General features: G+C 40.4%; 24 protein-coding genes and 2 rRNA genes (1 of these 26 running past the window's edge). 17 read left to right on the plus strand and 9 right to left on the minus strand.

Annotated elements, in window-relative coordinates:
• Together IA57_RS08210 and rrf are read left to right on the plus strand one after the other, a co-directional pair.
• Positions 1 to 2,264 (plus strand): 23S ribosomal RNA (locus tag IA57_RS08210) (it extends 557 nt beyond the left edge of the window).
• Between the two features lie 149 nt (positions 2,265 to 2,413).
• Positions 2,414 to 2,521 (plus strand): 5S ribosomal RNA (gene rrf, locus IA57_RS08215).
• Between the two features lie 248 nt (positions 2,522 to 2,769).
• On the opposite strand, the gene IA57_RS08220 is transcribed toward rrf, so the two are convergent.
• The gene (locus tag IA57_RS08220) at positions 2,770 to 3,165 is read right to left on the minus strand and encodes a hypothetical protein (protein ID WP_036121885.1); all 396 of its coding nucleotides are present in this window, start codon (positions 3,163 to 3,165) and stop codon (positions 2,770 to 2,772) included.
• Positions 3,166 to 3,280: 115 nt separating this feature from the next.
• Here IA57_RS08220 and IA57_RS08225 point away from each other — a divergent pair, with 115 nt between their 5' ends.
• Entirely contained in the window at positions 3,281 to 3,727 is a 447-nt protein-coding gene (locus tag IA57_RS08225; RefSeq protein WP_036121888.1) for an Lrp/AsnC family transcriptional regulator, read from the plus strand.
• A gap of 69 nt (positions 3,728 to 3,796) precedes the next feature.
• Here IA57_RS08225 and IA57_RS08230 read toward each other — a convergent pair whose 3' ends face one another.
• The 3 genes from IA57_RS08230 to IA57_RS08240 all read right to left on the minus strand — a co-directional run bounded on the left by IA57_RS08230 (position 3,797) and on the right by IA57_RS08240 (position 6,395).
• On the minus strand, positions 3,797 to 5,032 hold the full coding sequence (locus tag IA57_RS08230) for an MFS transporter (protein ID WP_036121891.1): 1,236 nt from the start codon (positions 5,030 to 5,032) through the stop codon (positions 3,797 to 3,799).
• Between the two features lie 422 nt (positions 5,033 to 5,454).
• Positions 5,455 to 5,919: a hypothetical protein gene (locus tag IA57_RS08235; RefSeq protein ID WP_036121896.1), complete on the minus strand. Its 465-nt coding sequence runs from the start codon at positions 5,917 to 5,919 to the stop codon at positions 5,455 to 5,457.
• A gap of 101 nt (positions 5,920 to 6,020) precedes the next feature.
• Entirely contained in the window at positions 6,021 to 6,395 is a 375-nt protein-coding gene (locus IA57_RS08240) for a hypothetical protein (RefSeq protein ID WP_036121898.1), read from the minus strand.
• Between the two features lie 173 nt (positions 6,396 to 6,568).
• On the opposite strand from IA57_RS08240, the gene IA57_RS08245 reads away from it, so the two are divergent.
• Positions 6,569 to 7,180 (plus strand): DUF1684 domain-containing protein, encoded by a 612-nt coding sequence (locus tag IA57_RS08245; protein ID WP_036121901.1) that lies wholly within the window; start codon positions 6,569 to 6,571, stop codon positions 7,178 to 7,180.
• On the opposite strand, the gene crcB is transcribed toward IA57_RS08245, so the two are convergent.
• Positions 7,169 to 7,537, minus strand: coding sequence for a fluoride efflux transporter CrcB (gene crcB, locus IA57_RS08250; RefSeq protein WP_036121903.1), 369 nt, complete (start codon positions 7,535 to 7,537; stop codon positions 7,169 to 7,171). The genes IA57_RS08245 and crcB overlap by 12 nt on opposite strands.
• Positions 7,538 to 8,560: an SRPBCC family protein gene (locus IA57_RS08255; protein ID WP_036123215.1), complete on the minus strand. Its 1,023-nt coding sequence runs from the start codon at positions 8,558 to 8,560 to the stop codon at positions 7,538 to 7,540. It abuts the gene before it with no gap.
• A gap of 91 nt (positions 8,561 to 8,651) precedes the next feature.
• Between IA57_RS08255 and IA57_RS08260 the strand changes: the two genes are divergently transcribed.
• Positions 8,652 to 10,691 carry a dipeptidyl-peptidase 3 family protein gene (locus IA57_RS08260; RefSeq protein WP_036121906.1) on the plus strand — a complete coding sequence of 680 codons (2,040 nt, stop codon included), beginning with the start codon at positions 8,652 to 8,654 and terminating at the stop codon, positions 10,689 to 10,691.
• Between the two features lie 118 nt (positions 10,692 to 10,809).
• On the opposite strand, the gene IA57_RS08265 is transcribed toward IA57_RS08260, so the two are convergent.
• Positions 10,810 to 10,995 carry a hypothetical protein gene (locus IA57_RS08265; protein WP_036121910.1) on the minus strand — a complete coding sequence of 62 codons (186 nt, stop codon included), beginning with the start codon at positions 10,993 to 10,995 and terminating at the stop codon, positions 10,810 to 10,812.
• A gap of 152 nt (positions 10,996 to 11,147) precedes the next feature.
• Between IA57_RS08265 and IA57_RS08270 the strand changes: the two genes are divergently transcribed.
• Entirely contained in the window at positions 11,148 to 11,534 is a 387-nt protein-coding gene (locus IA57_RS08270; protein WP_036121913.1) for a pyrophosphohydrolase domain-containing protein, read from the plus strand.
• A gap of 68 nt (positions 11,535 to 11,602) precedes the next feature.
• Here the strand turns inward: IA57_RS08270 and IA57_RS08275 are convergent, their stop codons facing one another.
• Positions 11,603 to 12,673, minus strand: a complete 1,071-nt coding sequence (locus IA57_RS08275) for a branched-chain amino acid aminotransferase (RefSeq protein ID WP_036121915.1) — start codon at positions 12,671 to 12,673, stop codon at positions 11,603 to 11,605.
• 107 nt (positions 12,674 to 12,780) lie between these two features.
• Between IA57_RS08275 and IA57_RS08280 the strand changes: the two genes are divergently transcribed.
• The 4 genes from IA57_RS08280 (at position 12,781) to IA57_RS08295 (ending at position 15,437) form a co-directional block, all read left to right on the plus strand.
• Complete coding sequence (locus IA57_RS08280) at positions 12,781 to 13,311, plus strand: DUF4920 domain-containing protein (RefSeq protein ID WP_036121918.1); 531 nt, start codon at positions 12,781 to 12,783, stop codon at positions 13,309 to 13,311.
• Positions 13,312 to 13,347: 36 nt separating this feature from the next.
• Positions 13,348 to 13,761: a hypothetical protein gene (locus IA57_RS08285; protein WP_084176741.1), complete on the plus strand. Its 414-nt coding sequence runs from the start codon at positions 13,348 to 13,350 to the stop codon at positions 13,759 to 13,761.
• Between the two features lie 2 nt (positions 13,762 to 13,763).
• Entirely contained in the window at positions 13,764 to 14,444 is a 681-nt protein-coding gene (gene mnmD / locus IA57_RS08290; protein ID WP_036121924.1) for a tRNA (5-methylaminomethyl-2-thiouridine)(34)-methyltransferase MnmD, read from the plus strand.
• Between the two features lie 84 nt (positions 14,445 to 14,528).
• Positions 14,529 to 15,437, plus strand: a complete 909-nt coding sequence (locus tag IA57_RS08295) for a TIGR01777 family oxidoreductase (RefSeq protein WP_036121927.1) — start codon at positions 14,529 to 14,531, stop codon at positions 15,435 to 15,437.
• Positions 15,438 to 15,485: 48 nt separating this feature from the next.
• Here the strand turns inward: IA57_RS08295 and IA57_RS08300 are convergent, their stop codons facing one another.
• Entirely contained in the window at positions 15,486 to 16,139 is a 654-nt protein-coding gene (locus tag IA57_RS08300) for a YceI family protein (RefSeq protein WP_036121929.1), read from the minus strand.
• 167 nt (positions 16,140 to 16,306) lie between these two features.
• On the opposite strand from IA57_RS08300, the gene IA57_RS08305 reads away from it, so the two are divergent.
• The 7 genes from IA57_RS08305 (at position 16,307) to IA57_RS08335 (ending at position 23,477) form a co-directional block, all read left to right on the plus strand.
• A complete protein-coding gene (locus tag IA57_RS08305) occupies positions 16,307 to 16,840 on the plus strand; it encodes a nucleotide exchange factor GrpE (RefSeq protein ID WP_036123218.1) in 534 nt (177 codons plus the stop codon).
• A 4-nt stretch (positions 16,841 to 16,844) separates the two neighbouring features.
• Complete coding sequence (gene dnaJ, locus IA57_RS08310) at positions 16,845 to 17,969, plus strand: molecular chaperone DnaJ (RefSeq protein ID WP_036121932.1); 1,125 nt, start codon at positions 16,845 to 16,847, stop codon at positions 17,967 to 17,969.
• A gap of 305 nt (positions 17,970 to 18,274) precedes the next feature.
• Positions 18,275 to 19,204: an ABC transporter ATP-binding protein gene (locus IA57_RS08315; RefSeq protein ID WP_036121934.1), complete on the plus strand. Its 930-nt coding sequence runs from the start codon at positions 18,275 to 18,277 to the stop codon at positions 19,202 to 19,204.
• Between the two features lie 2 nt (positions 19,205 to 19,206).
• Entirely contained in the window at positions 19,207 to 20,520 is a 1,314-nt protein-coding gene (locus IA57_RS08320; protein WP_036121937.1) for an ABC transporter permease, read from the plus strand.
• Between the two features lie 2 nt (positions 20,521 to 20,522).
• Complete coding sequence (locus tag IA57_RS08325) at positions 20,523 to 21,422, plus strand: mechanosensitive ion channel family protein (RefSeq protein WP_036123220.1); 900 nt, start codon at positions 20,523 to 20,525, stop codon at positions 21,420 to 21,422.
• 3 nt (positions 21,423 to 21,425) lie between these two features.
• The gene (locus IA57_RS08330) at positions 21,426 to 22,589 is read left to right on the plus strand and encodes a sigma-54-dependent transcriptional regulator (RefSeq protein WP_036121939.1); all 1,164 of its coding nucleotides are present in this window, start codon (positions 21,426 to 21,428) and stop codon (positions 22,587 to 22,589) included.
• Positions 22,590 to 22,595: 6 nt separating this feature from the next.
• Positions 22,596 to 23,477 carry a PPK2 family polyphosphate kinase gene (locus IA57_RS08335; protein WP_036123222.1) on the plus strand — a complete coding sequence of 294 codons (882 nt, stop codon included), beginning with the start codon at positions 22,596 to 22,598 and terminating at the stop codon, positions 23,475 to 23,477.
• Positions 23,478 to 23,562 lie beyond the last annotated feature (85 nt).

Here is a 23,562-nt window from a genome sequence, read left to right on the forward strand (position 1 = left end):
CGGAGCCCCATTGGGGTGACGGCGTGCCTTTTGCATAATGAGCCTACGAGTTACCGTTTCTGGCCAGGTTAAGCACTTCAGGTGCGGATCCGTAGCGAAAGCGAGTCTGAATAGGGCGCATAGTCAGTGGCGGTAGACGCGAAACCGTGTGATCTACCCATGGGCAGGGTGAAGCTGTGGTAACACACAGTGGAGGCCCGAACCGGTTGACGTTGAAAAGTCTTCGGATGACCTGTGGGTAGGGGTGAAAGGCCAATCAAACTCGGAAATAGCTCGTACTCCCCGAAATGCATTTAGGTGCAGCGTACTGTTAGTTTTATAGAGGTAGAGCTACTGATTGGGTGCGGGGGCTTCACCGCCTACCAATCCCTGACAAACTCCGAATGCTATAAAATGTTGCAGTGCAGTGAGGGCATGGGTGCTAAGGTCCATGTCCGAGAGGGAAAGAACCCAGACCATCAGCTAAGGTCCCCAAATGTATGCTAAGTTGAATAAACGAGGTTGAACTGCTTTGACAGCTAGGATGTTGGCTTGGAAGCAGCCATTCATTTAAAGAGTGCGTAACAGCTCACTAGTCGAGCGGTTCGGCATGGATAATAATCGGGCATAAGCATACTACCGAAGCTATGGCATCCGTTAGGATGGGTAGGGGAGCATTGTAGTGCCTTTGAAGGTGCAGCGCGAGCTGTGCTGGAGGAGCTACAAAAGAAAATGTAGGCATAAGTAACGATAATGCGGGCGAGAAACCCGCACTCCGAAAGACTAAGGTTTCCCCGGCTATGCTAATCAGCCGGGGGTTAGTCGGGACCTAAGGCGAACCCGAAGGGGGTAGTCGATGGACAACGGGTTAATATTCCCGTACCCGCCCACGCTAAAAGTGACGGAGGCGTATATTTGGTGCGTGCTGACGGAATAGCACGTTGAAGCCAGTGGTAACACGGCGATAGTACACTAAGGCTTCGGCCGCGGTGATAATCCAGAGAAGCGACTTCCAAGAAAAGCGAGTGAGGCGGCCCGTACCGTAAACCGACACAGGTAGTTGGGATGAGAATTCTAAGGAGCTCGAGAGATTCATGGCTAAGGAACTAGGCAAAATAGACCTGTAACTTCGGGAGAAAGGTCGCCCCGCTCCGGCGGGGCCGCAGTGAAAAGGTCCAGGCGACTGTTTATCAAAAACACAGGGCTATGCTAAATCGAAAGATGACGTATATGGCCTGACACCTGCCCGGTGCCGGAAGGTTAAGTGGAGTTGTTAGCTTTTAGCGAAGCAATGAAATGAAGCCCCGGTAAACGGCGGCCGTAACTATAACGGTCCTAAGGTAGCGAAATTCCTTGTCGGGTAAGTTCCGACCTGCACGAATGGTGCAACGATCTGGACACTGTCTCAGCCATGAGCTCGGTGAAATTGTAGTATCGGTGAAGATGCCGATTACCCGCAGTGGGACGAAAAGACCCCGTGAACCTTTACTATAGCTTAGTATTGGCTTCGGACAAGTAATGTGTAGGATAGGTGGGAGACTTTGAAGCAGCATCGCCAGGTGTTGTGGAGTCGTTGTTGAAATACCACCCTTTGCTTGTCTGGAGTCTAACCCTCGCCGAGGGGACAGTGCTTGGTGGGTAGTTTGACTGGGGTGGTCGCCTCCAAAAGAGTAACGGAGGCTTCTAAAGGTTCCCTCAGCACGCTTGGTAACCGTGCGTAGAGTGCAATGGCATAAGGGAGCTTGACTGAGAGACATACAGGTCGATCAGGTACGAAAGTAGAGCATAGTGATCCGGTGGTTCCGCATGGAAGGGCCATCGCTCAAAGGATAAAAGGTACTCCGGGGATAACAGGCTGATCTCCCCCAAGAGCTCACATCGACGGGGGGGTTTGGCACCTCGATGTCGGCTCGTCACATCCTGGGGCTGGAGAAGGTCCCAAGGGTTGGGCTGTTCGCCCATTAAAGTGGCACGCGAGCTGGGTTCAGAACGTCGTGAGACAGTTCGGTCTCTATCTACTGTGGGCGTTAGAAATTTGAGTGGATCTGACTCTAGTACGAGAGGACCGAGTTGGACGAACCTCTAGTGTACCTGTTGTCGCGCCAGCGGCATGGCAGGGTAGCTACGTTCGGAAGGGATAAGCGCTGAAAGCATATAAGCGCGAAACCCACCACAAGATGAGATTTCTTTAAAGGGTCGTGGGAGATGACCACGTTGATAGGCTACAGGTGTAAAGGCAGTAATGTCATAGCCGAGTAGTACTAATTGCCCGTAGGCTTATTGTACGCCTGTTCTTTTTATAAGTACAAACACTTCATGTAAACTTTTCCAGTATGTTAAGATATTTGCAGCAGAGCTGCAGTTGACAGTAAACAGGCACAGTTAACAGTAAATACTACTGGAAACTGGTTGTTGGGACTGCCAACTTAAAACTTAAGGTGGTTATAGCGACGGGGCTCACCTCTTACCTTTCCGAACAGAGAAGTTAAGCCCGTTTGCGCCGATGGTACTGCACTCGTGGGAGAGTAGGTCGCCGCCTTTTTTAGAATCCTGGTTCATAAATATGAACCAGGATTTTTTTTTGCACTAAACATAAAAATAATAAGGCTTTTTGATGGGGGTAGGCATGGGAGTAAACATGCGTTAAAAAGCTTAAGCTTGTTTGGGTTTAATAGGATAAAATATATATGGGCTAGCTATTCTATGTGATTAGCTGTTAGTAACAAAAGGAGCGTGTAATAATGACTCTTTTTTTGTTTTCTATCTTATTGTTGTCTTTTTAAAAGGGAGTTAAAGTGTTAATAACCAGCTGCGTTGTAGCTTTTTAAAGGTTCTTAACTCGCGACGAAGTAAAGGAATAAAATCTTTTCCGTTGCTGTTACAGTTCTCCAAGCGCTTGCAGTTTTGGTATAATCTGTTGGTTAATGCCCTAACCGAAGCAATGTGTTTGTGTTTCTTTTCAGAAAAACGCTCTTGTTCTGCTTTGATTATTTCTGGCGCAATAGAAGTAGATTGCTGAACAATATCACCAGAGAAATAGATGTTGGAATCTTCAATACCATCATTGCTTAGATAACATAAGTCTTGATTGATGTAAGTACTAATGCTTCTAGACAAAACAATAATTTCGACTGCCTTTTTGTAAATGGGCAAATCTGATAAATGAGATGGAATATGAGGGACCATTCTTATTGCAATTTTATCAAATTTAAAGACAAAAAGGGATATTCTTCTTTAAGTATTAAAGTTAATTGGTATATTTGATTTAAGAATTAAATAATTTTATTCAATTTCTTTAGTAATGGATATTGATCAGCTTAATTGGAAAATTTTAACATGTTTGCAGCAAAATGCTAGACAGACCAATACCGAGATAGGTAGAAAAGTAGGGGTTAGTTCACCTGCCGTTTCAGAACGCATTAAGAAAATGGAGGATGCTGGGCTTATAGAAGGGTACAGAACTGCTGTTTCTTATTTCGAGGCAGGTTATCAGCTTAAGGCCATTATAACCATACGGGCCTTTATGGGAAAGTTGAAACCATTTTTAGAGAAGGTAAAAACTTTTGATGAAGTTTTAAATTGTTATCGAATTACGGGTAATGAAAACATTGTAATGGTTGTTATTTTAAAAAACCAAAAACATCTTGAAAAGTTTATAGATCAATTAATTATTTACGGTGAAACCAAAACACAAATCGTACTTAACGAGGTGGTGCGTGATGGGGCTGTTATTTCAATAAACCATTAGAAACTTTGTAAGGTTGCGTTTATGCTTTATAAAGCGCAGACCATACTAATAGGCCTGCGCTGAAATTACTTATTTTATTACTGGTTTTTTTTGTGCTTGTAGGTTTGTTTTTGGCTTTAACGCTTGTTTTAGCCAGAGTAAAAGTACCAAACACAGTACGGTTAGTAGTGTCATTATTAGCCAAGTGTTGTTAAAGCCAATACTATCGGTCATTTGCATGCCGGCATTATGTCCAAAAATATGCGATATGGAAAACGCAATGCTGTATAGCGCCATATATTCACCTTGATTGCCTCTTTGCGACCGGTCTAAGGCAAACGCATTGGAAAAAGGAAACATCACCATTTCTCCAAGGGTCATTAGTAGCATGCCAATAACCAAGACGCCCGACCACGAAACAAGGTTTAGTATTAAAAAGCTAGCGCCTAATAGTATGCCTCCAACAGTCATTAATGCTATTTTTGAATAGTTATGACCTTCTAGCCATTTTATTAAAGGCATTTCCAGTAAAAAAATAACAAAACCGTTAAAACCTAATAACAGGCCGATATCAAATTCATTTAAACCGTGCTCACCTTTATAATATAGGGGCATTGTAGAAAAGTATTGTAAGAATACAATTCCGAAGAGCACCATGGCCAAAATAAAAATAAGATAGGGTGCATCGCTATAAGCAGACTTTGGACTGTTGTTTTTATATTGATCTAACACTTTTGCTTTTTTGGGGTTAAGAACCTTGGTTAACAGTAGGGCAGCCAATATGCAGGTTATGCCATCTACCCAAAACAGCCCATTGTAGCCCATATTGGCAATAATAAGACCGCCAACGGCTGGCCCCGCAGAGAAGCCTAGGTTTATGGCCAAACGAATGAGTGTTACCGAGCGTGTTTTGTTTTCGGGTTTGCTATAGGCGCTCATGGCCACAAAGGCTGCGGGCCTAAACGTATCTGCAATGGCAATGGTAGCAAAAATGCCCAGGCAAATGCTATTAAAGGTTTTAAGATGTTGTAGTCCAATAAAAGCTAACCCGGTTGCAAACAAACTAAACACCATAACCTTGTAGTACCCCATAGCGTCGCATAGTTTACCACCCAACCAAGAGCCGACAACCGAGCCTATGCCAAAGGCAGACATAATCCACCCAACCTGGCTTATACTAAACTGGAGGTCGGTAGTTAGGTAGAGTGATAAAAATGGAATAACCATAGTACCTGCTCTGTTAATAAGCGTTATTAGCGCCAACCACCAGACCTCTGTTGAAAGTCCTTTAAAAGCGTTAATGTAATTGTTGAATATGTGTTTCATTAGGTTTAATAGGTATATAAATGTAAAAAGTCCAACGAAGACGTTGGACTTTTTGCAATTGTTTTGTGTTATGGTTACATCGCTACATTACATGGTTTGCCCAACGCGTTCATAAAGAATTTTGGTAGTTTGTTTGTATGTAGAGACTGTGCGTGTCATGAAATGATATAGTTTGCTGTAGCTAAGGTAGTTATTTTTTTTATAGGTTTTACCTCTTTGGACAAAATTTACCATTTAAACCTTGCTAAGATTTGGTTTTTGTGTATTTGTAATATTAATAATCAAAAACGCTTTGTTGCGTTACGACATTGAATGCAAGGCATAAAATTAAGGAACTGAAAGCAATTGCCACAAGGGTGTTTGTTAGTTTCTTTCAAGGGTTTGTAACAACCTCCTGCAGCTTGTCGCAGGAGGCTGATTCTTTATTGTTTGTTTATAATGGCATTCCATTTTTCTGCCAGCTGAAGTTGTCCACTCAGGGGCATTTCAGTAGCAATGTCAAAAAACAGTAATCTGGTTTCTGCCTTGTTGTTTGAGGTAGGTGCAAGCGCCAACTCTAATTTACTGATGTCTTTTGGTGCATTATTGTTATTGCTTGCTTTAATTAAGTTGCAGTTTTTTATGTGCAACAGGTCTATACTTTCTTGAGTAATGGTATCGTTATCCTGCCTAACAAAAAGCAATCGCTTTTTGCTGGTGTCTAACCCTATAGAAATGTTTGCAAAAACCTCATAGGTGTCCATTTTGCATTGTTCCTTTTGCGCTAATTTTGTTAATAACTGCAATTGTTGTTTTTTATTTTTTGCCTTACTAAGGCCCATAAGTATAAAGGGTATGATGCATATAGCTATAAGCACCACTTCTATAATTGTGATTCCTAAATCCATGATTAATGGTTTTTTTTATGTGAAAAAGTATTCCCTATAAAGGGGATGTGTGGTAAAGGGCCGTATGGGTATAGGGCCAATTAAGGATGTGCCTTTAGGTTTTACCAGAAATAATGAAAAGGAAAAATAATATCGTTCTTTCTATGCGATATTAGGGTGTTTATATTGCTTTGAGCGTATTGTTTATACGCTGCATTTAATAGGTGCTCTTTTTGCCTTAACTGCGTTGCTGCAAGGAATGGCGTGTCTTCTAGATTGAAGGGTGAAGGAAGATTGTCTTCAGAAAAAAAGACACTCTCGTATGGCACGGTATGTAATTGTGTGTTTGTAGTATTGCTACCGTACTGGTGCTCGTTTTCTGCCAGAGGGCTAGAAGCTTCTGTATTGAAAAATACCTCGCCAATACCCACGCCTAGACTTATGCTATAAATAAGTAGGAGCAAAACACTGGTTACGTATGTTAGGCGTTTTTTCACGCTACAAATATAGTTTTTAATTGAGTGGGGCGCTCTATAATTAACCTATTTTTAGTGATTTACTTATGCGATTAAGAGGTTGTTTTTATTTTTTATGAACTTATACAAAGGAAGTGAGCTTTGTTTAAATAAGGTTGTACAGTTTGTTATATCTTTGCTGAAAACACGAGATAATGAAACATATCCTTGCCTTATTTTTAGTAGTACTGTTAGTTTCCTGCAACCAAGGTAAGCAACCCGTTTTAGGCGATACCGCTTGGCAACGCGAACAAAACGCGAATTTTAAAGACGCGAGTAAATCACCTTTAACCGATAAAGACAGGAAGAATTTTAAAGGCTTGGCATTCTTTAAGATGGATTCGGCTTATGTGGTACAGGCTCGTTTAACCCGAACGCCAGATACGCCTTGGTTTAAAATGAAAACCACAACCGAACGTTTAAGCGAAGAGCGGGTGTATGGTACTATAGAGTTTAAGTTGCATGGCGAAATTTATAAGCTAAACGTGTACCAAGGAAAGGAAATGATGGCAAAACCTGGTTATGAAGACTATTTGTTCTTACCTTTTTTAGATGATACCAATGGCGAAACGACTTACGGCGGTGGGCGTTATCTTGATTTGCGAATTCCAGAAAACGATGTTATCACAGTCGATTTTAATAAGGCCTACAACCCATTGTGTGCTTATAACGAAGCCTATTCGTGTCCCATAGTGCCTCGTGCAAATTATGTTTCGACCGAGGTGAAAGCAGGGGTGATGGCTTATAAAAAGCAGTTATTTTATTAAAAACAGGCCGGCAAAAACAGCCAAAAACCCAAGTGCAAAACTGGTTATGGTATACAGTGCAAAATGGGTAAAGTTTCCAGATTTTAAAAACATTATGTTCTCATGGGCAAAGGTAGAAAAGGTGGTAAAGCCACCACAAAAACCTGTAGCCAATAGCATGCTGTGGTTTGTGTTAAGCGTATTGCTTTTTGCTATAGTGCCTAAAATAATTCCTATTAACAAACAGCCTAGGGTGTTGGCAATAAAAGTGCCATAAGGAAAGCCATTGCCTTCTGGGGTATTTAAGAACTTGGCTAAAAGGTACCTTAATATACTGCCTACACCACCACCAATAAAAACCAAAACAATATTCTTCATTTATTCTTTAATTGCGATAAACGTTTCGGTAACCCATAAGGCTGGGTTTGGTTCTTGTCCAGGGTCGGTAATGTAGTATTCAAGCATGGGGCCTTCTTGGTCAATTTCAAGTTGGTATTGCTTTATGTACGCCATAGTTTTTTCCCAAGTTTCGGTTAGGTTTTTGTAATCTCCGGTAAGCGTTGTTTTAACGGCTTTAAAAGGAGGGAGTTGTCCCGTTAAAATATCTCCTTCGGTAATAATAATTTTTTCGGTGGTTGGGATGCCGCAGGAAAGCATGGTCGTGCCTTGCTCTTCATCCCAACGGTGGTATAAGGTAAAAGGGGCGCTAGCCATAGCAATATTGTTTTCTTTGGCATAAGCACCAACATTAGACATTAACTCTGGAACCTTTACCGAAATATCTTCAAAGCGGCATGCGGTTGTTTGGTAAATATAATATCCGCCACCGTGTTGGGTAAGGCCGTCTATTGTAATGTTATAAGCTTTAATTTTAGCCGTAGCAACACTGTCTAATTTCTCCAAGCCTCTTTCAAAATCAGGGCCAATCATCGTGTCAAACCCGCCCATAAATACAGCAAAGCCTTTAAACAAAAAGGGAACACTTTCGCTATTCATGGTCCAGGTAACATTGGTTGCTCCGTTTGGGGTAGGTTTAAATGTCCAGGTAACCTTAGAAGGGGTGTAATCGCCAAATTGTAGCTCTTGTTCTATTTGAGAAAATTCTGTAGCTGCAGTGGTTTTCATTCGCCCTTTACCATCTTGATCCTCCCAAGCATAGGCTCCATCAACACCTTGCGTTTTTTCAGGGTACATTAATTTGGTGTCCGGATTTTTTTCCAGCCATGCAGACCAGGCCTCCCAATTTTTAAAATCGATAACCTGATTGAAGATAACCTTGGCAGGGGCGTTTATGGTTCTGCTTCGTTTTACCTCAAAAGCATTGGGCTGCACAGCAATATAAATGGCAAGCCCTATGGTTGCTATTAAAAAAATGAACAATAGGTATTTAAAAAATTTCATGGTGTTGGTTTGTTGTGATTCAAAGATAATCAATTTTAGCATGTTATAATATTGTTTAAATTTGTTGAAATAATTATTAAACTAAAACCTAATGAAATTTAAAGCCATTTTAAGTATGGTCTTGTTGGCGGTTTTGTTCTTCTCCTGTAAAGAAGAGGCAGCCCAACCCCAAGAAGAAACGACTAAAGTAGAAGAACCCGTAGCGTTTAACCATAACGTAGAGCAGTTTGCCGATATTAAGGTGCTGCGTTATCAAATTCCAGGATGGGACAACCTAACACTAAAGGAGCAAAAACTGGTATACTACCTAACCCAAGCAGGATTGTCTGGACGAGACATTATTTGGGATCAGAATTACCGACACAACCTAACCATAAGAACGGCTTTAGAGCAGGTTTATACCAACTTTTCGGGCGATAAAGCTTCAGACAACTGGAAGGCTTTCGAGGAATACTTAAAGCGCGTGTGGTTTTCAAACGGGATTCACCACCATTATTCAAACGATAAGATAAAACCAGAATTTACCCCAGAATATTTAAAAGAGCTTTTGGCAGCCACTAACACATCGTTAGAGGGTGATGCTTTTGATGTTATTTTTAACGAAGCCGATCGTAAAAAAGTTAATCAAGCAAAAGATGTTGATAACGTTGCGCAATCAGCCGTTAATTTTTATGGACCAAATGTTACGAATGCCGATGTGGAAAGCTTCTACGCAAAAAAAACCTCGCCAAATCCAGAAAAACCATTGTCTTTTGGGTTAAACTCTCAATTGGTTAAGGTTGATGGCGAACTAAAAGAACGCGTATATAAATCTGGTGGCCTTTATGGTGCTGCCATAGATGAGATTGTAAAATGGTTGGAGCTTGCCAAAGGCGTTGCAGAAAACCAAGCACAAGGCGATGCTTTAGGACTTTTAATAGAATACTATAAGACTGGAGACCTACAAACTTGGGACGATTATAACGTAGCATGGACCGCCGCCACCGAAGGCAATATAGACTACATTAACAGTTTTATTGAAGTTTATAACGATCCCCTAGGATATAGAGGATCTTACGAGACGATTGTTCAAATTAAAGATTTTGACATGTCTCAAAAAATGGCTGTGCTGTCGGAAAACGCCCAGTGGTTTGAGGACCATTCGCCATTAATGGATGCCCATAAAAAGGAAAATGTAGTAGGCGTAACTTATAAAGTGGTTAATGTGGCTGGTGAAGCTGGCGACGCATCGCCAAGCACGCCTATTGGTGTTAACTTGCCAAATGCCAACTGGATTCGCGCTGCTGTAGGAAGCAAATCGGTATCTTTAGGAAACATTATAAACGCTTATAATAATGCGGGTAGCACAGGGCGCTTAAAAGAGTTTGCTCATGACGAGGAAGAAGTTGCTTTAGAAGAGGAATATGGCCAATTGGCAGATAAATTACACACAGCCTTACACGAAGTTATAGGGCATGCCTCTGGACAGTTAAACCCTGGTGTAGGAGAAACCAAAGAGACGTTGAAAAATTATGCGTCGACTTTAGAAGAAGGCCGCGCCGATTTAGTAGGCCTTTACTTTTTGTACAACCCTAAACTACAAGAGCTAGGCTTGGTAGATGATTGGAAATCTATGGGGAAAGCAGCTTACGATGGTTACATAAGAAATGGGCTAATGACACAGTTAATCCGTTTAAACTTAGGTGATGATGTAGAGGAAGCCCATATGCGTAACAGACAATGGGTAAGCGCTTGGGTTTATGAAAAAGGCCAAGCCGATAACGTTATTGAAAAAATAAACAAAGACGGTAAAACCTATTTCAATATTAACGACTACGACAAGTTACATGATTTGTTTGGCCAGCTATTGCGCGAAACCCAACGTATAAAATCTGAAGGTGATTTTGATGCTGTACAGGCTTTAGTAGAGGGCTACGGTGTAAAAGTAGACCAAGACATACATGCTGAGGTGTTAGAGCGTAACAAGCAATTTAAATCGGCACCTTATAGTGGTTTTGTAAATCCGGTATTGGTTGCAGAAACCAACGATGCAGGAGAAATTACAGCCGTTAAGGTAACCCAACCAGAAGGGTTCCCGCAGCAAATGTTGAATTACAGTAAGAACTACAATTTTTTACCAGCGGTAAATTAAGTCTAGTTAATTTAAAGCAATAAAAAAAGCAGCGATTAAGTACAATCGCTGCTTTTTTTATAGGTTTTTTGTATAAAGAAATGGCTTAATACAGTTCGTGGTGTCACCTTTTACGAGCTTATACAAATAAAAACTTTATAGCCGCAATAAAAGCGATAAAGGCAATAAAGGCAATAAGCACCCAAATGGTTCCTTTGTAGTATCGTTTATGTAAATTAAGGTCTTTTCGGTAAGCGTAAAGAATTACAATAGCAAACACTATTGCAAATAAAACCCCAAAAACCAATTGCCCCGTTGTAAACATGCTTGCTAATTTTTATGCAAAAATAATTAATCGCTTTAAATAAACATTAGCAAAGCGTGTTAAACTAAAAAAACAAGAAAAATTAAGCTGTATTTTAAGCGTATGTGTTTAAATTCCCCTAATTTTTAACGCAACTTAAATTATAAAATTCCATGAAAGATAAAATAGAAGCGGTTAAAGCTTTCCATACAGCATTTAAAATAGGACATCGCGAAACTCCAAAAGCAGATTTAGGAATCGAAAAAAACATGTTGCGCTACAAACTTATGCGTGAGGAAAATGAAGAATACCTCGAGGCTGCTAACAACAACGATTTGGTTGAGGTGGCCGACGCCTTAGGCGATATGTTATATATTTTATGTGGAACGATTATAGAACACGGACTTCAACATAAAATAGAAGCGGTTTTTAATGAAATACAACGCAGTAACATGAGCAAGCTAGGAGAGGACGGCGCACCTATTTACCGCGAAGATGGTAAAGTACTTAAGGGGCCAAACTATGTAAAGCCAGACATTGCAGCCATATTAAAACCATAAAAAAAAGGAACCATTAGGTTCCTTTTTTGGTGTCTTATGCTTTAAGCACACAGACCTAGCTTAGAATGTTATTGTATTTTAACACGCCACCCAAAAGGATCTTCGGTACGGTTGTACTGTATGTCGGTAATGCGGGTTTTTAATATTTTGGCATAACTCGTTTCAAGTTCTGGAAGCTCGTAATCGGTGCCTTGGTATCCAAATCCCGAAATGGGCGAGATAACGGCTGCTGTACCCGAGCCGAACATTTCCTTTAAGCTGCCGTTTTTTGCAGCTTCAACAAGTTCGCTAACTTTAAGTTTTCTAACATCAACCTCGATGCCTTCCGCTTTTGCAATTTCAATAAGGCTTTTTCGGGTAATTCCATCTAAAATCCTATCGCTTGTAGGGGCGGTTATAAGCGTATCGTTTATTCTTACAAAAATGTTCATTGCACCAGCTTCTTCAATATACTCGTGCGAAGTGTCGTCTGTCCAAACAACTTGATTGTAGCCTTTTTCAATGGCCAATTGGGTGGGGTAAAATTGCCCGGCATAGTTGCCGCCAGCCTTTGCGTATCCTACTCCGCCATTAGCCGATCTGGAATACTTCTCTTCAATGGCTACGGTTACTTTCCCCGAAAAGTAGGCGCCAGAAGGGGCTGTGGCAATTATAAAAAGATACTCGTCAGATGGCGAGGCGTGAAACCCATTTCCAGAAGCAAAAACAAATGGCCTAATGTATAGGGCACTCCCCGGAGCTGTAGGAATCCAGTCTTTATCAGCCTTTAAAAGGGCTTTTAAGCCTTCCATAAAATAGGCCTCAGGAATTTCTGGAATGGCCAATCGTTTTGATGAGATGTTAAAGCGTTTCCAGTTCTCTAACGGGCGAAACAAAAAAACGTTGCTATCTTTATCTTTGTAGGCCTTCATACCTTCAAAAATAGATTGCCCGTAATGAAATATTTTAGCCGAAGGGTCTAGCGTTATAGGTTGGTAAGGAACAACTTTAGGAGCGTTCCATGCGCCATCTTTATATTGGCACAACAACATATGGTCAGAGAATACTTTGCCAAAAGGGAGGTTGTTAAAATCGATGTCCTTAAGTTTTGAATTTTTGGTTAATTCAACGCTAATATCCGCTTCTAAAATATGTGTCATGATTGCCTTGTTTTAAGCTGCAAAAGTACTGAATTTAGGCCGTATAAAAAATTTAATATTTCCTTAAAAAAAGATGTATATTTGAGGCTAAACATTTTAAGATAATTATGAAAAACGTATTAGGAGTTCTATTGTTTGCAGGCTTGTTTTTTGCTTGCAAGGAAACAGTTAAAGACCCTGTAAACGAATCGCCAGCAACCGAACAAACCGAAAGTGCTGCGCCAGAAGTGACTTATGTTCCTTTTGGAGACACGATAACCACAGACCATGCCGATGCCATTGAGAAAATAAGCCGTACCTACCACAACCTAACAGTAGGTGATAGCCTGAATATTAAAATGACTGCTAAGGTAAACAGCGTATGCCAAGCCAAAGGCTGTTGGATGAAGCTGGATTTAGGTAATGAAGAAGAGGTTATGGTAAAATTTAAGGACTATGCTTTTTTTGTGCCTAAAAACATTTCGGGGAAAGACGTAATTATTGAAGGTGTGGCCTTTGTTGATGAAATGTCGGTAGAAGACCAAAAACACTATGCCGAAGACGCTGGAAAGACCGAAGCAGAAATAGCCGAGATAACCCAACCCAAACGTACTTACTCGTTTTTGGCCGATGGGGTACTATTGGTTGAAAAACAATAATTTTTTGTAGTGAGGTATTTTTTGGCCATAATAACAATGGGTTTCTTTTTTGGGTGCCAAGAGCAACCTAAACAATCAGTAGTGCCGGCGGCTAAGGCCGAGGTGGTTTACGATATGTACGACCCTTCGGAGATGGCCCAGCTTATGAACAAAATGTATGCCCATAACCAGACTTTAAAGCAGGATATTCTTGCCGGAAATATTCCTGTGGAGTTTCCAATGGATTTTATGGAAATTCATTCTGCAGCGTTAACGAAGGCTAATATGCGTAATGAAACCTTCGAGCATTTTTCCCGTATTTTTATCGAGGCCGAAAAAGCCATATACGATCCCAATGCTTCAGAACCTATTGAGGCGCGTTTTAATACTGCCATAAACGTGTGTATTTCATGTCACCAAACCTCTTGTACAGGGCCTATTCCAAGAATAAAAAAACTATTGATTAAGTAGTTTTGAAACGACGCATTATTACCACAAAAGACGGGTCTAAAACCATTCATATAGACGAATGGAACGAGCAGTACCACTCTGTTCATGGGGCCATTCAGGAAGCACGTCACGTTTTTATAAAACACGGCCTTCATCATGTTATGGCGCAGCAAGAAGAACAAGCGCTTTCCATTTTAGAAATAGGGTTTGGTACAGGGTTAAATGCGTTTTTAACATGCTTAGAAGGCGAAAACGCCAACTGCAATATAAACTATGTAGGGGTAGAGGCTTATCCTGTGGGCTTAGAAGAACTCTCCCAGCTTAATTATGTCGAGCAATTATCGGCGCAAAGCCAACAAGAAGCATTTAATGCCATGCATACAACACCTTGGGAAAAAAGTGCTGCGATTTCCGAAAGGTTTACTTTAACCAAAGTAGAAGCTTTTTTTAAAGACATAGCATATAACCAAACGTTCGATTTGGTGTATTTCGATGCCTTTGGTGCTCGTGTACAGCCAGAGTTGTGGGAAGTGTCTATTTTTAAACTGATGTTCAATGCCCTTAAGACAAATGGGGTTTTGGTAACTTACTCGGCAAAAGGTTCTGCTAGACGGGCCATGCAGGAGGTGGGCTTTTTTGTGGAGAAACTCCCTGGGCCACCAGGAAAACGCGAAATGCTTAGGGCAGAGCGCAAAGCTCTGTAACTTGTTTAAAGTTTCGTTAATTCTGTTAAACCTATTAAAAATCGGGGTTTTATATGCCAAGGGCTTTGTAACTTTATAAAAGCCATGAAAAAACTATTACTTACAGGAGCAACGGGATTAATTGGACAGCATATTGTGGCGCAATGCCATAAGGCGCAAATAGGAGTGCATTACCTCACTACGTCCAAAGCAAAAATAACCCACACCGAAAACTACAAAGGCTTTTATTGGGCTCCCGAAACGGGCGAGATAGACCTCGCGTGTTTTAATGGGGTTACGGCTATTATAAACCTTGCAGGAGCCAGTATTTCTAAACGGTGGACGTCCGCCCATAAACAGGCCATACTTAATAGCAGAGTACAAGCATTAGAAACCCTTTATAAAGGGATGAACCAACAGGAGAACGCTATCGAGCAGCTTATTACTGCCAGTGCCATAGGCGTTTATCCAGACGCCCTTACCAAATACTACGAAGAGGATTTTCAAGAGGTATCGTCTTCTTTTTTAGGGCAGGTAACAGCCCAGTGGGAAGCAGCAGCAGAGCAGTTTAATACCTTGGGCATTACGGTGTCTAAAATTAGAATAGGCTTGGTTTTAGATGCTGATAACGGCGCTTTGCCAAAAATGGTAAGTCCTATTAAATATGGTTTAGGAGCAGCCTTTGGAACAGGAGACCAATGGCAATCTTGGATTCATATTACCGATTTGGCACGCCTGTTTCTATATGTTTTTGAGAATAGACTAGCAGGGGTTTACAATGGCGTGGCCCCAAACCCAGTTACCAACAGCGAATTGGTTAATGCCATAGCAAGACAGTTGCATAAACCTTTGTGGTTGCCACACATTCCTAAAGTTTTTATGAAGACGCTTCTTGGTGAGATGCATATTCTACTTTATGAAAGTCAGCGTGTAAGTAGTCGTAAGATTACAGATCGCGGTTTTTCGTTTCATTACCATACGTTGCCTTTGGCTTTAAAGACCCTTTTAGAATAAAAAAGCCGCTTTTTTAAAAGCGGCTTTTTAGTACTGTTAGGTTAGATGTTATGCTTTTTTAGCCACAACATTAACTTGAAGTTCGATATCGTCGTTAATAAACTTATCACCTAAGTCTTCAAAGAACGATTTAGACTTATATTTTACGTTCCACTTAGAACGGTCTATTGTAAACGTTTCACTCTTAATGGTTACGGTGTCGCCATTTTCTACAACCGTTACAGGAATGGTAACGTTGTTTTCGGCATCTTTCATTTTTAAGTTTCCAGAAAGGGTGCTTTTTCCGTTTTCGGTTGTAAAGCCAGTTACGCTAAAGGCAGCGGCAGGGTATACTTCAACATCAAAAAAGTCGGCGCTTTTTAGGTGGCCAGAAAGTTTTGCGTTCATTTCGTCTTCCGCAGGAATATCCATAACTTCTAAAGATTTCATGTCGATTAAAAACGTACCGCTTTCAACAACACCTTCTTTAACGTTTATTACGCCACTTTCAACACCAACAACCCCATGGTGACTGCCTGTTGGCTTAAATCCTTTCCATGAAACGGTAGAGGCTCCTGGGTCAACTTTATACTTTACAGATACAGCTGTAGTTTCAGCAACTTCTTCGGCAGCTTTGGTTTCTGCTTCTTTCGCTTTTTTACAACCAACCAATGCTGTAGAAATAGCTACAATTGTTAAGAAGTTTAAGATTTGTTTCTTCATAATAAATGATATTTTTTTGATTTAGTGTTAGCAACAAAAATAGCCAATAGAAAATTAAAAATATTTAAAAAAAGGATAAAATTAACATGTGACATTTTGACATTTTTCACATAATGGCAGTACTTTTGCCACCACATTTAAAGATGATAAAAAATTGTGCATACGCAATGAGTAAAAAAGATAAAAAAGAGGACATCGCTGTAGAGCAGGAAGCAGCCAATACTGTAGAAAATCAACCTGTTAATGAGCTAACAGCAGAAGAGAAATTACAAGAAGAATTGCAGCAGGAGAAGGATAAGTTTCTTCGCCTTTTTGCCGAGTTTGAAAACTATAAAAGAAGAACCGCCAAGGAGCGCATCGAGTTGTTTAAAACAGCAAACCAGGATGTTATGGTGGCCTTGTTGCCTATTTTAGATGATTTTGACCGGGCTTATATTGAAATAAGCAAAACCGAAGAAAAAGACCTTTTAAAAGGGGTCGAGCTTATAAGCAACAAGTTAAAAAATACCTTAGAAGGTAAAGGACTTGAACTTATGGCATTACAACAAGGAGACGCCTTTAACCCAGACAACCACGAGGCCGTTACCCAAATTCCCGCACCTAGCGATGATTTAAAAGGAAAGATTATTGATGTTGTAGAAAAAGGATACAAATTAGGAGATAAGATTATACGTTTCCCAAAAGTAGTTATAGGGCAATAATATTATGGCAAAAAGAGATTATTACGAAATATTAGGGGTTGATAAATCTGCCACGGCGGCCGAAATAAAAAAGGCCTACCGCAAAATGGCGATAAAATACCACCCAGATAAAAACCCTGGCGATGCCGAGGCCGAAGCTAAGTTTAAAGAAGCAGCAGAGGCGTACGAGGTTTTAAGCAACCCAGATAAAAAAGCCAAATACGACCAATTTGGGCACCAAGCGTTTGATGGTTCTGGAGGCTTTGGTGGCGGTAGCATGAACATGGACGACATCTTTAGCCAGTTTGGAGATATTTTTGGCGGCGCCTTTGGTGGCGGTGGTTTTTCTGGATTTGGCGGCGGTTTTGGTGGTGGCCAGCGCAGAGTTAAAGGTAGTAACCTGCGTATTCGAGTAAAATTAACTCTAGAAGAAATTGCCAATGGCGTAGAGAAAAAAGTTAAGGTTAAACGTAAGGTGCAAGCCCCGGGAACAACCTATAAAACATGTTCTACATGCCACGGAACAGGCCAGGTAACCAGAATAACCAATACCATTTTAGGGCGTATGCAAACAGCTAGCGCCTGTAATGCATGCGGCGGTAGCGGTCAGATTATAGATAAAAAGCCAGATGAGGCAGATGCCCATGGTCTTATTGTAAAAGAAGAAACCGTATCGATTAAAATTCCTGCTGGTGTTGTAGATGGCATGCAGCTAAAAGTATCTGGCAAAGGAAACGAAGCCCCAGGAAATGGAGTGGCAGGCGATTTATTGGTAGCCATTACCGAAGAAAAACACGCCACCCTACAACGCGAGGGCGATAACCTACATTACGATTTGTACGTGAGTTTGCCTGATGCCGTTTTAGGAAACTCTAAAGAAATTGATACCGTTACAGGTAAGGTTCGTATTAAAATAGAACCAGGCGTGCAGTCTGGAAAAATACTCCGCTTACGCGGCAAAGGCATTCCTAGTATTAATGGTTATGGCAAAGGCGATTTGCTGGTGCATGTTAACGTATGGACTCCAAAAACGCTTAACAAAGAACAAAAAGCCTTTTTCGAGGCTATGCGGGCAGATGAGCATTTCGAGCCCAAACCAGAAAGTAGCGATAAATCGTTTTTCGAAAAAGTAAAGGATATGTTTTCTTAAGGTGTAAGAAAATTCAAACTAATAAGAAACCTGCTTTAATTTAAAAGCAGGTTTTTTTGTAGCTTTTTTTGCATAAATTCTCAGTTTAAGTCAGTTATTGATAAAAATATGCTATATTTGATTTATCACTATTTCTTAGAATAGTGGTAATTTTTCTTTTTCATAGCAATTTTTTCCCATCCTTAAAATCTCAATGTTTTAAGGGTGGGTTTTGTTTTTATAAGGGGTAATTATTGTAATTTTATTAGTGTAGGCTTTATAACATTTAATATATTTACCTCACGTTACTTTAAAGCAGTATTTATATGGGAAGTTTATTAGAAGCACATGCTGTTTCTAAAAAATTTGGTGAGCATACGGCATTGAACAAGGTTTCTATTGCAGTGCCTAAGGGGAGCATATTTGGTCTTTTGGGACCTAATGGTGCAGGAAAAACAACCCTGATAAGAATTATTAATCAAATAACCATGCCAGATACTGGCCATGTTACGCTTGATGGGCAGGCATTACAGCCCCATCATATAAAAGACATTGGATATTTGCCAGAAGAACGTGGGCTGTATAAGTCCATGAAGGTGGGCGAGCAGGCCATGTACTTGGCCAGATTAAAAGGCTTGAGCAAAAGCGAAGCAAAAGAACGCTTGCTATATTGGTTTGACCGCTTAGAAATTGGCGATTGGTGGCATAAAAAAATCCAGGAACTTTCTAAGGGAATGGCGCAAAAAGTGCAGTTTATCGTTACCGTATTACACAGCCCCAAACTGCTCATTTTTGATGAGCCTTTTTCGGGCTTCGATCCCATAAATGCCAATTTAATAAAAGATGAAATCCTTAACTTAAAAGCGCAAGGCGCTACAGTTATTTTTTCGACCCACCGCATGGAGTCTGTAGAAGAGTTGTGCGATCATATTGCGTTAATCCACAAATCGAATAAAGTACTGGACGGTAAACTAACCGATATAAAGCGGCAATATAGAAGCCATACTTACGAGGTGGGTATTCGCGCCCATAACCACGACGCCTTACAAAACGAATTGGCCCAAAAATTTGAGGTAACCCCAACAAACTTTAAATCTTTAGAAAACGATTTAATGCTAAACATAAAGCTTTCTAATGGTACAACACCTAACGATCTTTTAGGGTATTTGTCCAATAAAGGCCAAGTGTCTCACTTTGTAGAGCTAATACCAAGCGCCAACGATATTTTTATAGAAGCAGTAAAGAAGAACAGTTAAAAATGAACCACCTAGCTTTAATTATCCAGCGGGAGTACTTAACAAAAGTAAAAAACAAGTCATTTATAATAATGACCATTTTAAGTCCGTTAATTATGATGGCCCTAGTGGCCTTAGTGGCTTATTTATCACAGTTAAATAACACCAAAGAACGCACCATTTCTATACTGGACAAATCGGCTTTGGTTCAAGAGGTTTTTGAGGATACTGAAACCACAAAATTTGTTGTATTAGAAGGTATGTCGCTTAAAGAAGCCAAAATCGCTTCAAAAGAAAGCAATTATTACGGCCTGCTGTTTATAGAAGATGTTAACGATATAGACACCCTAAGCACCCGTATAAAATTCTTTTCTGAAGAGCCTGCCTCGCTGTCTATTATTTCCGATTTAGAAAACAAACTGGAAGAGGAGCTAACCAACCTAAAAATGCAAGAAGAAGGCATCGACTTGGTTAAAATAGACGCCTCCAAAGTGCGCGTTAATATTGGTCAGGAAAGTTTTGTGGGCGAAAAAACATCTAAAGTCGATAGCGTGGTCAAGCTTATTTTTGGAGGTCTTGCAGGGTATTTGCTGTTTATGTTTATCATCATTTATGGCAACATGATTATGCGAAGTGTTATTGAAGAAAAAACCAGCCGAATTATCGAGGTGATTATTTCATCGGTGAAACCCATGCAGCTTATGTTGGGTAAAATAATAGGCACCTCGCTTGCAGGCATAACCCAGTTTGTTATTTGGATTATATTAGGCGCGGTATTAATGACAGGTATGTCCATGATATTTGGTGTGGAACTTACCCAATCCAATGCCGCCCAACAGGAACTTATAAAGCAGGCCATGGAAAGCCCAGAGGTAAGCATGGAAATACAGAATGTTTTAATGGCATTTTATAACTTACCTATCGCCAATTTAATTATGGCCTTTATATTGTTTTTTGTTAGTGGGTATTTGCTGTATAGCTCTTTGTATGCCGCTATTGGGGCCGCTGTAGATAACGAAACCGATACACAGCAATTTATGCTGCCTATTTTAATGCCCTTGATATTGGCTGTTTATATTGGTATTTTTACGGTAATAGAAGACCCGCACGGCACGGTCTCAACCGTATTCTCTTTTATCCCATTAACCTCTCCAGTAGTTATGCTTATGCGAATACCTTTTGGAGTGCCCGTTTGGCAACAACTACTGTCTTTAGGGATCTTAATAGGTACCTTTATGTTAACGGTTTGGTTTGCTGCAAAGGTTTACCGCGTGGGCATATTAATGTATGGTAAGAAACCCAGTTACAAGGAGCTGTATAAATGGTTAAAATATTAAACATGCAAAATACAATTGAAGAAATAGAAGAAGCTGTAACCGAAAGTAGCGTTTGGGAATCTATCGTAGAGTTCCTAAAATATGGAATTACTTTTGGCGAAGATTCCCAAAATCCCATAAGAATTACCGTAGGGCTTATCATCTTGGTTTTTGTTATTTACGTTATGACTTCACTGGTGCTTAGATTTTTTAAGCGGTTATATTCTAAAAGGCTACCAGAGGCAGACCGCACCAAGTTCAATACTGTTTTTTCGTTTGCGCGCTGGTTTGTTTATGTTATTGTAATTTTAGTGGTTTTCGATTCTATTGGTATAAATGTCACGGCTATTTTTGCCGCTTCAGCAGCATTATTAGTTGGCGTTGGTTTAGCACTTCAAACACTGTTTCAAGACATACTTTCAGGCGTGTTTATACTTATAGATCAAAGTTTACACGTAGGCGATATTATTGAAATTGAAGATAAAGTAGGTCGCGTAGTTGAAATAAAACTGAGAACAACACGAGCTGTAACTATAGATAATAAAGTACTGGTAATACCTAACCATTTATATTTAACCAATAGTTTATACAATTGGACACAAAACGGGACATCAACACGAGAAAGTGTTTCGGTAGGTGTGGCTTATGGCAGCGATGTGCAATTGGTAAAAAAACTGTTGTTAGAAGCTGCCTCAAAGCATCCAAGCGTATTAAAAAGCCCTGAACCAGTAGTGCTTTTTACGGGATTTGGCGATAGCTCATTAAACTTTAAAGTTGTTTTTACGCTTAACGATAGTTTTAAAGCACAATTTCCTAGTAGCGATATCCGTTTTGAAATAGATAAACTGTTTAGAGAACACAACGTCTCTATACCATTTCCGCAACGCGATATTCATATTATATCAAAACCTAAAGAAGACTAAAATATGCCTAAAATATTAGTAATAGAAGATGAAGCGGCCATTCGTCGCGTTTTGGTTAAAATTTTAACAGAAGAAAACGAGGCCTACGAAGTGGCAGAGGCCGAAGATGGCCTAAAAGGGATTGAGGCGATAAAAGAAACCGATTTCGACTTGGTGCTTTGCGACATTAAAATGCCAAAAATGGATGGCGTTGAGGTGCTCGAAGCCACAAAAAAAATAAAACCAGAAGTCCCTTTTGTAATGATTTCTGGCCATGGCGATTTAGACACCGCAGTAAATACCATGCGTTTGGGGGCTTTCGACTACATTTCAAAACCCCCAGATTTAAACCGTTTGCTCAATACTGTACGCAATGCTCTAGACCGAAAAGAACTGGTCGTAGAAAACAAAAAGCTAAAGCGAAAAGTAAGCAAGAATTACGAGATGATTGGCGACAGCACGGGTATTGTGCAAATTAAAGACATCATCGAGAAAGTAGCCCCAACAGATGCTAGGGTTTTAATTACCGGCCCCAATGGTACAGGAAAAGAGCTAGTAGCACACTGGCTGCACCAAAAGAGCGCACGTAACCAAGGCCCCATGGTAGAAGTGAATTGTGCGGCTATTCCCAGCGAATTAATAGAAAGCGAATTGTTTGGCCACATTAAAGGGGCGTTTACAGGAGCCAATAAAGACCGTGCCGGAAAGTTTGAAGCCGCCAATAAAGGAACCATTTTTCTAGATGAAATTGGCGATATGAGCCTTTCGGCCCAAGCCAAGGTATTGCGCGCCCTTCAGGAAAATAAAATCCAGAGAGTAGGTAACGACAAAGATATTAAAGTAGATGTACGCGTGGTGGCTGCCACAAATAAAGACCTGCAAAAAGAAATAGAAGCAGGCAAGTTTAGAGAAGATCTTTACCACAGGTTGGCCGTAATTTTAATAAAAGTCCCCGCATTAAACGATAGGCGAGACGACATCCCTTTGTTAATCGAATTCTTTTCAGGAAAGATTGCTACAGAGCAAGGGACCGCAAAAAAAACATTCTCTAAAAAAGCCATTAGTTTGCTTCAAGATTACGATTGGACCGGAAACATTCGCGAATTGCGAAACGTTGTAGAACGCTTAATTATTCTTGGCGGACAAGAAGTTAGCGAAAGTGATGTCAAGCTATTTGCTTCAAAATAAATGCCCATGAAGAAAGATATAAACATTGAAACGTTTAAGGTCTCTAGCCCCATTCATTTAAAAGAAGTGGCTACAACCTACAATTTAAAGGCCGACAAGGATAAAATTGAAGATGAAATGGAAGAGGTTTGCGAAGCCTTGGCCGATATTCAAAATGCCATGTATGCCCATGGGAAATATGCCGTGTTAATCTGTATTCAAGGCACCGATACCGCAGGGAAAGATAGTATGATTCGCGAGGTTTTTAAAGAGTTGAATGCACGAGGCGTTGTGGTGCATAGCTTTAAAGTCCCTACCGAACTGGAGTTAAAACACGATTACTTATGGCGGCATTATTTGGCATTGCCTGCCCGAGGTAAGTTTGGGGTGTTTAACAGAACACATTACGAAAACGTTTTGGTAACCCGCGTGCATCCAGAATATATTTTAAACGAAAACTTACCCGGAATTAATAGCGTTGCCGATGTAAACGATGCATTTTGGCACAAGCGTTTCGAGCAGATTAATAATTTTGAACAGCACATTAGCGATAACGGGACCATTATTTTCAAGTTTTTCCTACACCTTTCAAAAGACGAACAAAAAGAACGTTTGCTAAGACGCTTGGAAAAACCCAACAAGAATTGGAAATTCTCACCGGGAGATTTAGAAGAACGCAAACTTTGGGATACCTACCAAATGTATTTTGAAGATGCCATTAACCGGACTTCAAAACCGCATGCGCCATGGTATACCATTCCAGCAGACGATAAGCCAACGGCACGGTACATTGTAGCCAAAATTCTTTACGACACCTTAAAAACCTATAAGGACATTAAAGAACCAGAGCTAGAACCCGAGGTTAAGGCTAACATAGCAGCCTATAAACAACAATTGGAAAACGAGTAATTTCTATCCCGCACTAGCGGGATTTTTTTATGGTTTATTTCACAACATCGCTTTTAAGAAATGGTATATTAGTAGCAAAATTTAA

The organism is Mangrovimonas yunxiaonensis (assembly GCF_000733475.1).
Lineage (GTDB): Bacteria > Bacteroidota > Bacteroidia > Flavobacteriales > Flavobacteriaceae > Mangrovimonas > Mangrovimonas yunxiaonensis.

Bases quoted from the DNA above. Each gene is read 5' to 3' on its own strand.
- dnaJ (WP_036121932.1), top strand. From the start codon at position 16,845: ATGGCAAAAAGAGATTATTACGAAATATTAGGGGTTGATAAATCTGCC.
- IA57_RS08280 (WP_036121918.1), top strand. From the start codon at position 12,781: ATGAAAAACGTATTAGGAGTTCTATTGTTTGCAGGCTTGTTTTTTGCT.
- IA57_RS08335 (WP_036123222.1), top strand. From the start codon at position 22,596: ATGAAGAAAGATATAAACATTGAAACGTTTAAGGTCTCTAGCCCCATT.
- IA57_RS08330 (WP_036121939.1), top strand. From the start codon at position 21,426: ATGCCTAAAATATTAGTAATAGAAGATGAAGCGGCCATTCGTCGCGTT.
- IA57_RS08255 (WP_036123215.1), bottom strand. From the start codon at position 8,560: ATGAAATTTTTTAAATACCTATTGTTCATTTTTTTAATAGCAACCATA.
- IA57_RS08235 (WP_036121896.1), bottom strand. From the start codon at position 5,919: ATGGATTTAGGAATCACAATTATAGAAGTGGTGCTTATAGCTATATGC.
- IA57_RS08315 (WP_036121934.1), top strand. From the start codon at position 18,275: ATGGGAAGTTTATTAGAAGCACATGCTGTTTCTAAAAAATTTGGTGAG.
- IA57_RS08295 (WP_036121927.1), top strand. From the start codon at position 14,529: ATGAAAAAACTATTACTTACAGGAGCAACGGGATTAATTGGACAGCAT.
- IA57_RS08300 (WP_036121929.1), bottom strand. From the start codon at position 16,139: ATGAAGAAACAAATCTTAAACTTCTTAACAATTGTAGCTATTTCTACA.
- crcB (WP_036121903.1), bottom strand. From the start codon at position 7,537: ATGAAGAATATTGTTTTGGTTTTTATTGGTGGTGGTGTAGGCAGTATA.
- IA57_RS08260 (WP_036121906.1), top strand. From the start codon at position 8,652: ATGAAATTTAAAGCCATTTTAAGTATGGTCTTGTTGGCGGTTTTGTTC.
- IA57_RS08285 (WP_084176741.1), top strand. From the start codon at position 13,348: ATGGGTTTCTTTTTTGGGTGCCAAGAGCAACCTAAACAATCAGTAGTG.
- IA57_RS08305 (WP_036123218.1), top strand. From the start codon at position 16,307: ATGAGTAAAAAAGATAAAAAAGAGGACATCGCTGTAGAGCAGGAAGCA.
- IA57_RS08325 (WP_036123220.1), top strand. From the start codon at position 20,523: ATGCAAAATACAATTGAAGAAATAGAAGAAGCTGTAACCGAAAGTAGC.
- IA57_RS08230 (WP_036121891.1), bottom strand. From the start codon at position 5,032: ATGAAACACATATTCAACAATTACATTAACGCTTTTAAAGGACTTTCA.
- IA57_RS08225 (WP_036121888.1), top strand. From the start codon at position 3,281: ATGGATATTGATCAGCTTAATTGGAAAATTTTAACATGTTTGCAGCAA.
- IA57_RS08265 (WP_036121910.1), bottom strand. From the start codon at position 10,995: ATGTTTACAACGGGGCAATTGGTTTTTGGGGTTTTATTTGCAATAGTG.
- IA57_RS08270 (WP_036121913.1), top strand. From the start codon at position 11,148: ATGAAAGATAAAATAGAAGCGGTTAAAGCTTTCCATACAGCATTTAAA.
- IA57_RS08245 (WP_036121901.1), top strand. From the start codon at position 6,569: ATGAAACATATCCTTGCCTTATTTTTAGTAGTACTGTTAGTTTCCTGC.
- IA57_RS08220 (WP_036121885.1), bottom strand. From the start codon at position 3,165: ATGGTCCCTCATATTCCATCTCATTTATCAGATTTGCCCATTTACAAA.
- IA57_RS08275 (WP_036121915.1), bottom strand. From the start codon at position 12,673: ATGACACATATTTTAGAAGCGGATATTAGCGTTGAATTAACCAAAAAT.
- IA57_RS08320 (WP_036121937.1), top strand. From the start codon at position 19,207: ATGAACCACCTAGCTTTAATTATCCAGCGGGAGTACTTAACAAAAGTA.